The organism is Vibrio sp. RM-69-4 (assembly GCF_024743775.1).
Taxonomy (GTDB): Bacteria; Pseudomonadota; Gammaproteobacteria; order Enterobacterales; family Vibrionaceae; genus Vibrio; species Vibrio anguillarum.
Genome location: NZ_JAMQXI010000048.1, coordinates 1 through 12,112, shown reverse-complemented (window position 1 = coordinate 12,112; position 12,112 = coordinate 1). Strand labels below are relative to the sequence as shown.

Below are 12,112 nucleotides of genomic sequence, written 5' to 3'. Positions count from 1 at the left end.
GATGGCCATTGATAAAAAAAACACCCAATACAGCGGTCTGCTTTTTGACAGCGTCGAGCAGATCAACCACGACCAAGATTACTGGTTTCAACTGCGTGGTGATAACCCTAATGTTTTGATTGATGCAGCTACCCCTCTGTTTGGTTTGTCGCTGCGGGTACGCAGCTTGTCAGAGTGCGAAAACATTGAGCAGATCTACAAACAGACGGTAGAAGAGATTAAAGCGATTGAAATCGAGCTTGCCGAGCAAGGGTTTGAGCATGCGATTTTGATGGCTTATCGCTACATTCTGTGTGCGTTTTTGGATGAAGCCGTCATGGGAACCGAGTGGGGTGCATCCAGTGTGTGGGCTGAACATTCCATGCTGTCTCGTTTCCACAGTGAGACTTGGGGTGGCGAAAAAGTGTTTACCATCTTAAGTCGCTTGGAAGGTGAACCTAAACGTTATCGCGCGTTGCTAGAGTTTATCTATCAATGCCTAGTGTTAGGTTTTGAAGGTAAATACCGTGTGATGGAAAGTGGCCACAACGAGCGTGAAAAGGTGATCAGTCGTTTACATGACACCGTCAGTTCGTTGGATGAAAACGAGCCGAAGGAACTGACCTCCGCCACCGACCATGTGGTGAAATCAAAATATAAGTTAAGCAGGCAGTTACCGGTTTGGTCAGTACTGCTTGGTTTTGTCATTATTTGGGTCGGTGTGTTTTTAGGCTATTCCTATTTACTGCACAGCCAATCGGCAGACGTATTAAACCAATTGAACCAAATACTCTAATTATAAAAGGCTAGGTGATTGTAGTGATCCGTATTGAATTACCCACATTAATTTCAAAACTCAATGAACAGAGTAAGCTAGCCCTAGAGCAAGCCGCTTCATTATGTATTGAACGTCAGCACCCAGAAGTGACCTATGAGCATTTCCTGCATGTGCTGTTAGAGAACCCACTTTCGGATGTGCGTGTGATAGCTAAGCACGCTAACTTAGATGTGGAAACCGTAAAACAAGCCATCAGTGCAAGTTACGCTCGTGAACAAGTGTTAGATACCTATCCAGCATTCTCGCCACTGTTGGTTGAGCTATTGCAGGAAGCTTGGTTGCTTTCCACTACCGAGTTGAATCAGAACCAGTTGCGTTCTGGTGTGGTGTTTTTAGCCGCGTTGATGCGCGCTGATCGTTATCTACCAATTAAACTAATCCGTCTTTTTGAACACATCAACAAAGAGAGCCTAAACAAAGGGTTTGATACGCTGCTGCAAGACTCTTCCGAGTCGGCGGTTGAAAAAAGCAAAGCGGGTTCTCAAGCTCCTGCCGCGCTGGATGCAGCGTCATCTTCGCCACTGCATAAATACTGCACCAATGTCACGGCGCAAGCGCGTAACGGCGAACTGGACCCAGTATTGTGTCGTGAAAACGAACTCAATTTGATGATCGACATCTTGTGTCGTCGTCGTAAAAACAACCCCATCGTTGTGGGAGACGCTGGTGTCGGTAAAAGCGCCATGATTGAAGGGCTTGCATTGCGCGTCGTTGCGGGCAATGTGCCGACACAGTTGCAAAATGTAGAGTTGTGCTCACTCGATCTAGGCTTGTTACAAGCGGGTGCTTCAGTCAAAGGTGAATTTGAAAAACGTCTTAAAGGCGTGATTGACGCGATCAAAACCTCGCCTAAACCGATCATTTTGTTTATCGATGAAGCGCACACTTTAATTGGTTCTGGCAACCAAGAGGGTGGCAGTGATGCGGCCAACTTGCTCAAACCAGCTCTTGCGCGAGGCGAGCTCAGTACTGTCGCAGCCACCACATGGAAAGAGTACAAAAAGTATTTTGAAAAAGATCCTGCGCTGACTCGTCGTTTCCAGTTAGTGAAATTAGAAGAGCCGAGCATCAGCCAAGCAGTAGATATTCTGCGCGGCTTGAATCGTGTTTACGAAAAAGCCCATAACGTATTGATTACTGATGATGCATTGAAAGCCGCCGCCGAGCTTTCAGCGCGTTACATTTCAGGTAGACAACTGCCGGATAAAGCGATTGATGTGTTGGATACTGCTTGCGCGCGTATTGCAATTAATATCACCACACCGCCGAAGCGCTTAGCGCAACTAGAGACCGCTTGCCATCAACGTCAACTTGAAATTGATATGCTTGAGCGTGCTCAATATTTAGGTCAAGTGGTTGATTCGCATCGCTTGGATGAGCTATGTAGTCAAGAAGTGGCCGATGAAGCTGAAAAAGCGGCCTTGACTCAAAGCTGGCAAGAGCAAAAAGCGATCATTGAGCGCATTATTACCCTACGCGATCAGCTCTTAGATGGCGATGAGGATCATGGTGAGCAGACCCAAGTTGAGCGTGATGAGTTACTTGTTCAATTGCAGGAGCAATATCGAGCTTTAGAAGAGATCCCTCATAATGATCGCCTCATGCATCCACAAGTCGATGCTCAGCAAATAGCGGAAGTTATTGCGGACTGGACGGGCGTGCCCGTTGACCAAATGAACAGCGATGAGCTGCATAAAATCACCCACCTGACGGCTATTTTAGGTGAGGCAATCAAAGGGCAAGATACTGCGATTGAGCGTGTTCACCGTAACTTATTAACGGCGCGTGCGGATTTGCGTCGTCCGGGGCGTCCAAAAGGTTCCTTCCTACTCGTGGGTCCAAGTGGCGTTGGTAAAACCGAAACGGTAGTCCAACTGGCGCAACAACTTTATGGTGGTAAACAATTTTTAACCACTATTAACATGTCGGAATATCAAGAAAAGCATACCGTTTCACGCCTGATTGGTTCGCCTCCGGGTTATGTTGGTTATGGTGAGGGTGGCATTCTTACCGAAGCGATTCGTAAAATGCCGTACTCTGTGGTGCTGTTAGACGAAGTTGAAAAAGCGCACCCAGAAGTGCTTAATATTTTCTACCAAGCCTTTGATAAAGGTGAGTTAGCCGATGGCGAAGGTCGAGTGATCGACTGCCAAAACATCGTCTTCTTCCTCACCTCGAATTTAGGTTACCAAACCATAGTCGATTACGCGCAGCAGCCTCAGTTGCTTGATGAGCAGCTTTACCCAGAACTTGCGGCTTTCTTCAAACCCGCCTTACTGGCTCGTATGGAGATTATTCCGTATCTACCGCTCAGCAAAGACGTGCTAGAGCAGATTGTTCGTGGCAAGTTAACCCGCCTTGAGCAGCTCTTTAAACAGCGTTATGCCGCTGACGTGGTGATTGAAGATAGCTTGATCGAAGAGATCTTAAGCCGTGCCACGCGCTCTGAAAATGGGGCTCGTATGCTGGAAGCGATCATCGAAGGTCAATTACTACCACCGATTTCATTAGCTTTGTTAAATAAATTGGCTGATAAACAACCAGTGCAACGCATCTATTTAGCGGCGGAAGAGGGTGAGTTTATTGGAGAGGTTGAGTGATCATGAGTCACTGGTTAGCTTACGCAACCGAGCTTGTTGTCGCGAGAAAGCCTAGCCAATTGGCCGCATTGTTTGTAGAAACGCTGCGCCGAGAGCTAAGGCTCGATACTTGCTTGTTACTGGTTCCCAGTTCAGACGGCCGTACCTTAGTGCCACAGGATAACCCGCTGAATTTAAGCTGGTCGGTCACCGATTTTGATTGTCCGTTTGCCCATGTATTGCAATCGGCCAAATCGATGCACTTAACCGCTGATGAATTGGTTTTTTGGCAATCTAATCGCCTGTTTAGTCAACTCACTAGCCGGGTCGGCATGCTAGATAGCGTGGTTGTACACCCGTTACCGAATGGGGATACACAAGTTCAGTCTATTTTGCTGTTGATTGGTGAAACCCATACCTTGGAAGGCCTATTTGAGCAGCCAGATTTTATCAAGTATGTGGATGTTTTTTGCCATCAGTGGTCGTTGCTTAATGAGATGCAACGGGAAGAAAAAAATCGACAAAACTTATCGGAATCCTTGTCTGACGTCCAGCGAGACAACGCTCGTCGCTCATTAATTGCGAGCCTCTCTGAAACCTTAATCGGTAACAGTTTGGCGATGAAAAAATTAAGAGAGCAGATCATCAACGCCGCGCCATCACAGCTTTCAGTGATGGTGCAAGGTGAAACAGGGACAGGTAAAGAGTTGGTCGCGCAAGCGGTGCACCAACTCTCGCCCCGTAAACAAGCGCCATTTGTTGCTATTAACTGCGCGGCTATCCCTGAAAACTTATTGGAAAGTGAACTGTTCGGCTACTGCAAAGGGGCGTTTTCCGGCGCGGATAGCGATAAACAAGGGTTGATTGCGCAAGCCGATGGCGGAACCCTGTTTTTGGATGAAATCGGTGATATGCCCTTGAGCCTGCAAGCCAAATTACTGCGGGTGTTGGAATCTCGATCTTTTCGGCCGATTGGCGGTAAAAACGAACAATCTTCTGATTTTCGTTTGGTTTCAGCAACGCATGTCAATCTCCTCGAACAAGTGCGTAATAAATCGTTTCGTCAGGATCTTTATTACCGCTTATTTCAGTACCCGATCACTTTGCCACGCCTTGCGGCAAGGATGGATGACATTGAACGGCTTAGCCAACATTTTGTGCGCAGCTTTAATGAGCAGCATGCAACCAACATTCGGGGTGTGCACTATAAAGCGATCGATTGCCTAAAACGTTATGACTTTCCCGGTAACGTGCGTGAACTCAAGCACCTTATTGAATTTGGTTGTGCGCAAACACTGGATGGCACACAGGTGGAGGAGTCCTGCTTTACACAACGTTTAGCATACACTAAAGCCGATCAGCAGCCAGAGACTGAACGACATGGGCATAAGGTCGCTAAAGCTGAGCCCGGTGTCAGCCGAGTGGTGGATGATTTAAAACAAGCGGTGAATGAATTTGAGTCTCGTATTATCCGTGAGCGCCTCCAATACTTTGCTGGTGATAGGGCCAAAGCGGCCCAAAGCCTCGGTATACCCAAGCGGACCTTGGCCTATAAATGCCAAAAATTGGAGATTAAAACACCATGAATAAACGGTTGTTTAGGCTCACAGTTTGCCTCTCTATGACGCTGTATTTTCCCATGGCAAATGCGGAAAATGACGCTGTAGCACAAGCAGAGCAATGCACTACGATAACATCTCGGTTAGAGCGATTGAGCTGTTTTGACCACCTGTTTAAAACGCCTTCTGACGTGGTGATGCCTCAAGCGGCAACGCCCAATGCGCCGCTATCTTGGCAACGTGCCTTTGATAGCATCAGCCAGTATCACGACGGGGAAGCAAGTCACTTAACCGTTGAGGGCGACGATGATAAAGGGAATGCGTGGATTACTTTGGTTGCGTTAAATCAAAATACAAAGTTTGACGATAACGCTAAACCTGTGCTGCTGATGAGCTGTATCGACAATTTGAGTCGAGTGGAATTGGCGTTTCCTAGCGCGATTGATGACCCTCGCATCCAAGTGTCGATTGCTAATATGCAGGCACAATCTTGGCGTAGTGACGATTTAGGTTTGCTCTTTTCCTCAGGCAGAGGCATGCCAGCGATTGAGATGATGAAAGCGATGGCGCGAGAAAATCGCCTTGTGCTGCGTTCAAACTCTCCTTTTGTTGATGGATTGCAGTTTGATGCGAGCGAGCTTTCGCAATCATTAACGGCACTAAAAACACGCTGTGGTTGGTAAGGAGTTCCAATGGAGTTAACCGATTATCGCCGCTGTATTACTCAGCCTATTCAAGCCGATAACCCTGTGGGTGAGCGCCTGATTGATGATCCACTGTTTGATTTTGTTGAAGATCAAATGATGAAAGTGGGGTCACTCTCCCACGCTAGTGTGCAATGGGATGAAGTCGAACACAGTACGCTCAAACTGCTCAGCGAAAAAAGTAAAGATCTCAAATTATTGATCTACTTGTTGCAGTGTTTACATAACCAAGTCACACCGCTACGTTTCACCACGTCGCTGCAGCTGCTGAGCGATTTCATGTCCCTTTACTGGGAAGATTGCTTCCCTGCGCCAGGCAAAAGAGGCAGTTTGCCACGTCGCAAATTCTTCAGCCAGATTGTGCAGCGGTTAGCCTTAGTCATCGACAAGTTAGATTTCGCACAATTTGATGGACCAGATCGTGATGAGTTAAACACCGCGATCGACGCGCTACAGCAAGCGACTACTCAAGCCGGACTGATGTCTGAAAGCGTTGAAAGTCTAGTGGCTAAAGTTCAAGCCCAACTGCGCCGTGCAACAGAACGTGAGCAAGCGACTCAACATGTGCAAGAGACTCCGGCGGTTGAACGTAAAACCACCACCCAGAGCGCCATCTCAGTCGACAGTTCAAGTGATAAAGCCACTAAGCAGACCTTACTAAAGGTAGCTGAGTTTTTGTCTGAACAAGAGTTCGGTATTGCCTTGGCAATACGAGTCAGGCGTTTTGCCGTGTGGTCAAGTATTACCTCATTACCTGAGCACGACGTCAGCGGTGAAACACTATTACGGGCGATGGCGCAAGAACGAATCAAAGAGTATCACGACCAAATGCGTAGCCCAGATTTAGCCTTATGGCGCAAGGTAGAGCAGAGTTTGACCATGGCACCTTACTGGTTTGAAGGGCAGATGATGAGCTATCAAATCGCGCAAAGCTTAGGCCAAAAGGCGTGGAGTGAAGCCATTTTGAGTGAAAGCCAGCAGTTTGTGGTACGTCTACCTGCGCTGCTCGAGTTGAAATTCAAAGGAGGCGAGCCTTTTGTCAATGCGAGCGTAAAAGAGTGGCTACTCAGCCAGCAGCAAAGTAGCGCCCAAGGCCAAGTAGCAGGTGATTGGCAAGACAAACGCAAAGAGGCGTTTAGCTTAGCGAAAGAGGGAGGCATTGCGGTGGCGCTCTCTATGCTCAACGATGGTCTGGTCAGCGCCAGTGAGCCAAGGGATAAATTCTATTGGCGGTTATTATCGGCTGATTTGTTAAATAGCAATAATTTAGATGCGATGGCGAAAGAACAGTACCAAACGTTACATGCTCAGGTTAGCACCATGAGCGTTACCGATTGGGAACCCTCATTAGTTGAGCAATTAGAACAATACACAACGTCAGAGTAAACGAAGGACACAAACCCATGTGGAAATTTATTGTTGGGATCGCAAGAAAGTTAACACCGGGCATTGCCGCGGCGATGCCTATTTTGCTATTTAGCACATTCATTCTATTGAATGTTGCGATTTGGTGGGCAGGCCCTTGGCTAGAGATCGCGGGGAATAAGCCACTTGAATCGATAACCGCTCGCGCAGTGGCAAGTAGCTTGTTCACTTTAGGTGCATTGGCCGTTTGGGGTGTGTGGCAGTGGCGAAAATTGCAAGGTTTTAAAGCCGAGCAAAAGCGTGAAGATCAGCTTCGCCAAGATCCAATTAAAGCCTATGAAGAGCGCCAAGAGGTTGAGCTGAACCAAGTGATGGTCAGCATGAAAGAGAACCTCAATAAACGTAATTATCTTTATGCGTTGCCATGGTATTTAGTGCTCGGTTTGGAAAATGCCGGTAAAACCAGCCTCATCAACCGCTCTGGGCAAAACTTTGTTTTTTCTTCGGTAATGCGAGCCTCGGGTCAAAAAAGTGAAAACCCGTATTCGTTTGATTGGTGGATTGGCGATGAATCGGTATTGATCGATCCAGATGGAGAGCTACTGACACAAGGTAACCACAGCAATGATAACGATGGTGCGATGGAACGCCGTTTGTGGCTTCATTTTGTTAATTGGTTGGAGAGAACGCGTAGCCGTCGTCCACTCAACGGTATCGTTTTAGCGTTAGACGTTTCTCATTTAGCAACCGCAACTGCAACCGAGCGTAAAGCTTACGCCAATTTATTGCGTGCTCGTTTACGTGAACTGATGGAGACGTTATCCACGCGTTTACCTGTCTATATTGCATTGACGAAATTGGATTTATTACACGGTTTTGAACCTTTCTTTAAACATTACTCGCGCAGTCAGCGTGAAGATGTGCTGGGCTTTACCTTTTCGCTCGACTCTATTGATGACTTGGATAACTGGCTCAACGAGTTTTCAAAAGACTACAGTCAGTTTGTTGAGCGCATTAATGATGTACTGCCGCACGCCGTTTCTGTGCCGATGGATTTGGAAGAGCGCAATGCTATTTATAGCTTCACGCGTCAAATTTCTGGTTTAAAAGAGATCTTATTACAATTTTTCAACGATGCATTGGCCAGTGATCAGTTCTCTACGTCGGCTTTGGTGCGTGGTGCGTATTTCACTTCTGTGTATCAACAGGGCGTACCCACAAACGCATTTGATGATGCCGCTTCACGTCGTTACGGGCTAGATCATGCCATCAACAAAGCGCAGCAAGCCAAAAACTCAACGGTTTATTTCACACAAAAACTGTTTAATAACATCATCTATCCTGAAGCTGGGCTTGCCTCAGATAATTTTCGTGTTGCGAAGCAAAAACGGCGCTTGATTGGTTTGTCAGTAGTGGCCGGCTCTATTGCAACTGTGTTATTAGTTGGCACTTGGCATCGTTATTACCTTAGTAACGTGAAGCACTCTGATGCTGTGTTAGCGAAAGTAAACGAGTACAAAAACGAGTTCCCCTCTAATCTTTATTTAGCCTCTCAGCAAGATGTTCTCGTGCCGCTCAATAAAATTCGAGAGGCGACATTGGAGTTTGGCTTCTTCCGTGATAAACCACAGTACATTTCCGATTTTGGTTTGTACCAAGGCCACACGATTGGTCCAATGGTTGAAGCGACCTATTTGAATCTATTGGAAAACCGCTTTTTACCTCTGCTCATGGCTGATGTCGTTGTGCAGCTTAACCAAGCCAAAACAGATGAAGAGAAACTGGCCGTGCTGCGTGTTTATCGCATGATGGTAGATAAAAGCGGCCGCTATAAGGATTATGTACTCGATTATTTCTCCAAATACTGGCAGCAAGAGTTCGCTGGGCAACGCGTGATCCAAGAAGAACTACTGGGGCATTTAGACTACGCCATGTTACACACGGATTTAGCGGGTGATCGCGCTCGCGGTGATCGCAATGCAGAGTCGGTGATGAAGCCTTATGATCAGGTGGTGGCGAAAGTGCAGTCTGATCTTGGTTCTATGCCTAACGATCAACGTGTTTACCGTAATTTGAAGTTGAATGCACAAACGGTTCTTGGCCCCTCGATCAATTTACGCAACTTGATTGGCCCCGTCTTTGATGTGGTTTTTGAAGAGCGAGTGGTCAACAGCAGCTCGCTGTATATTCCGCAAATGCTCACCAAAAAAGGGTTTGAAGATTACTTCATGCCGCAATCAGAATCCGTTTCTGAGCTGGCCTTGATCGACAGTTGGGTACTAGGGCAATCCAAATCGGCTCAATTTAGCGAAGCGGATAAGCATGACCTTCGTAACAAAATCCGCAGCTTGTATGTGGCGGACTACACCAATACCTGGCGTGCGGCTCTTAATGAAATCAGCGTTAAGTATTTTAGCGACATCAATGACGCGGTGTCAGTATTAGAAAACTTTACTGGCAACATTGAACCGATGCAGCGTTTGCTTCGCACTTTAGAAAGCAATACTCAAATGTATGCCAGTGTGCCTAAAGATGAAGCCGCGCAAAAAGAGCTGTTAAAAAATCCAAAATATAAAGTTGCTTCGCAGATTGATGCGCCCTTTGCTGAACTAAACGCTATGCTCAAGCCAGTCGGTGATAAGCCAGCGTACATCAATGAAGTGTTAGTGGCGGTGGAAGAGTTACAAAACTACCTAAAATCTATTCAAGAAGCGCCAGATGTTGGTATGGCTGCGCTTGATGCCACCAAAGCACGCGTAAAATTAGTGAACGCTGATCCAATTTACACGGTGAAACGTATTGCATCAGGTTTGCCTAAACCGCTCGATACTATGGTGTCTAAACTGGCGGATGAGAGTTGGTATGTTGTCAAACAAGAAGCGATTAAGCACCTTGAAGTTCGTTGGCATGATGATGTTTACAAAACCTTTGAAGAGAAATTGGCTGGGCGCTATCCATTTAATGAGTCATCCAACAAAGACAGTTCTCTTTCTGACTTTGAAGCGTTTTTTGCGCCCAACGGCACATTAGACAACTTCTACAACAACCAGCTAAGAATGTTTGTGGAAGAAAATATTGCGGTCAATGATGACGATAACGCGCAGTCGATTATTCGCAAAGACGTTCTAGAACAGCTCAAGCAGGCGAAGAAAATTCAGCAAGCTTTCTTTAACCGCAAAGGGGTCTTAGACGTTAGTTTCTCGGTTGAACCACTACGCTTGAGCAACAACAAACGCCGCAGTGTGCTGAATGTTGATGGTCAATATCTCGCTTATAGTCACGGCCCAAGAGACAGTGTCGAGTTGATTTGGCCAAATACGCTGCGTGATTCTGCGATCTCTAAAGTAACGTTAGTGCCGACTAAAAATAATATGTCGCCACGAAGTATTAATATCCAAGGCCCGTGGGCATTTTTCCGCTTGCTTGAACAAGGTGATGTGGTGGGTGCTAGTTCCACGTCGGTTGACTTTAAGTTTGCAGTTGACGGTGGTGAGATGATTTATCGACTCAATTCAGAGGCAGATATTAACCCATTCACCGAGCGGTTATTTAAGTCATTCAAACTCTCGAAAACCCTTTACTAAAATAATAGTGAGGAGCGATTGGTCATCGCTCCTCAACTCACTTAGGACGCTGTAGTCATGTCCAATATTGTATTTATCGACCACGCTCGTTTTCATTTGATAGATGATGCTGCCGCTGTTCGTCACATTGATGCCTACCAAAAGGTGAGAGATGAGATCAATCGTCGTAACAACCCATTATCAGGTGGTCCAGACTGGGCTGTGGTGAAAGTTGCTTGTGAAACATTAGCAAAAGGCCCGGGGATTGACCTTTTGCTGTGCGGTTATTACACCGTAGCCTGTTTAAAAATGCAGGGCTTAGCGGGATACGCCAATGGTGTTGAACTGCTGTGCTGCTGCTTAAGTAATTTGCCAAAACCGGACGTAAAATCGGCGAAAATGCGCAAGGAAGTGCTCGATTGGGTTAATGCTCGTGTAGTGCGGGAGTTAAAAGATCTGCGTCCGAATCATGAAGCACTGCGTGATTTATACCGTTGTGAGCGCTTTTGTGAGCGCATGCATGCCATTTTAGAGCTGCAACAGCCCGACTATTTGGTTGATTTCGAAGGAGTAGGTTTTGCTATTTTTGAACATATTGATCGTTTAGAAACGCAATATCATTCGCTGCTAAAGCGCCATACTCAAACGGAACAGGTTGAGCAGGTGCGTAATCAAAAGCGCTCACGTGTTACGCATGTGGCCGCTTTTATATCCGGTGTTCTTGGTGTTGTGATGGTGTATGGGGCCGTCACTTATTTGCCGTTTTTCAACTCAATGTCTTATGCAACCAACCTAAGGTTACCTGCTTTACATACGCCAGAGCAGGTCAATGCGTTTCAACAGGCTAACTCGCCAGCCAAGCTTGAACAGTTGTCAAATGAGATTGTGCCATTGTACCGAGAGGCGATTGAGCAAAAAATGGCGCGCTCTTTTGAATCGGCTCGTGTTGAAGCCCAGCAAGTGTTGGATGCGTTATTGCAACTTTATCCCCAAACCGAATCGGTGCTGGAGGTTGATCAAGCGTTTGCCGATGCTAAGCGTGAAGCTCTGCAACAAACTGAGCGCTTTATGGAGCGTTTTAGTGAAACGCGAACCAAGATGGCTAACATCGCGCTGCTCGCGCAAAAAGGAAAATTAACCGAACTGCAAAGACAAACCAAATCGTTGGAGGAGTTCGCTATTAGTTTGTCTCCTATTTACGGGAGAGCTGCATATGTCGAAGAGTTGCTCAAAAAAGGTGATGTTGTACAGGCTGAACAGGAGTTTATGATTCTGAAGCAGCGGCTTAATAATTTGAGCTGGAAAATGGCCGAGCTCGACAAGCAGTTTGAGCATTTGACTGTGACACATAATCAGGAAGCTCAGACTCAATAAGCTGAGCAACAATTGGTTATTGAAGGGCAACTTTTTGCTCATATCAGGCAGTTTGTTGCCTTTGTCAATCGAGCTGTTTATAAGCTCATGAATATAAAAGAAAAATATCTGGCACTGCACTTGCTGTACTAGTGTTATTTTGCGATGAAAG

7 protein-coding genes are annotated in these 12,112 nt (G+C 46.4%); all 7 read left to right on the top strand.

Annotated elements, in window-relative coordinates; translation table 11 throughout:
- The first annotated feature begins 1 nt into the window (after position 1).
- From icmH to NB504_RS06725, 7 genes are read left to right on the top strand one after another with little or no spacing between them, the layout of a single operon-like run.
- Complete coding sequence (gene icmH, locus NB504_RS06755) at positions 2–775, top strand: type IVB secretion system protein IcmH/DotU (protein ID WP_026028435.1); 774 nt, start codon at positions 2–4, stop codon at positions 773–775.
- A gap of 23 nt (positions 776–798) precedes the next feature.
- The gene (gene tssH, locus NB504_RS06750) at positions 799–3,417 is read left to right on the top strand and encodes a type VI secretion system ATPase TssH (protein WP_258428535.1); all 2,619 of its coding nucleotides are present in this window, start codon (positions 799–801) and stop codon (positions 3,415–3,417) included.
- A gap of 2 nt (positions 3,418–3,419) precedes the next feature.
- Positions 3,420–4,982 (top strand): sigma-54-dependent Fis family transcriptional regulator, encoded by a 1,563-nt coding sequence (locus NB504_RS06745; protein WP_258428534.1) that lies wholly within the window; start codon positions 3,420–3,422, stop codon positions 4,980–4,982.
- Entirely contained in the window at positions 4,979–5,638 is a 660-nt protein-coding gene (gene vasI, locus NB504_RS06740) for a type VI secretion system-associated protein VasI (protein ID WP_094123807.1), read from the top strand. The genes NB504_RS06745 and vasI overlap by 4 nt, the downstream gene beginning before the upstream one ends.
- A gap of 9 nt (positions 5,639–5,647) precedes the next feature.
- Positions 5,648–7,045 carry a type VI secretion system protein TssA gene (gene tssA / locus NB504_RS06735; protein WP_258428533.1) on the top strand — a complete coding sequence of 466 codons (1,398 nt, stop codon included), beginning with the start codon at positions 5,648–5,650 and terminating at the stop codon, positions 7,043–7,045.
- A 17-nt stretch (positions 7,046–7,062) separates the two neighbouring features.
- Positions 7,063–10,608 carry a type VI secretion system membrane subunit TssM gene (gene tssM / locus NB504_RS06730; RefSeq protein WP_013868305.1) on the top strand — a complete coding sequence of 1,182 codons (3,546 nt, stop codon included), beginning with the start codon at positions 7,063–7,065 and terminating at the stop codon, positions 10,606–10,608.
- A 57-nt stretch (positions 10,609–10,665) separates the two neighbouring features.
- A complete protein-coding gene (locus tag NB504_RS06725) occupies positions 10,666–11,961 on the top strand; it encodes a type VI secretion system ImpA family N-terminal domain-containing protein (RefSeq protein WP_222715894.1) in 1,296 nt (431 codons plus the stop codon).
- Positions 11,962–12,112 lie beyond the last annotated feature (151 nt).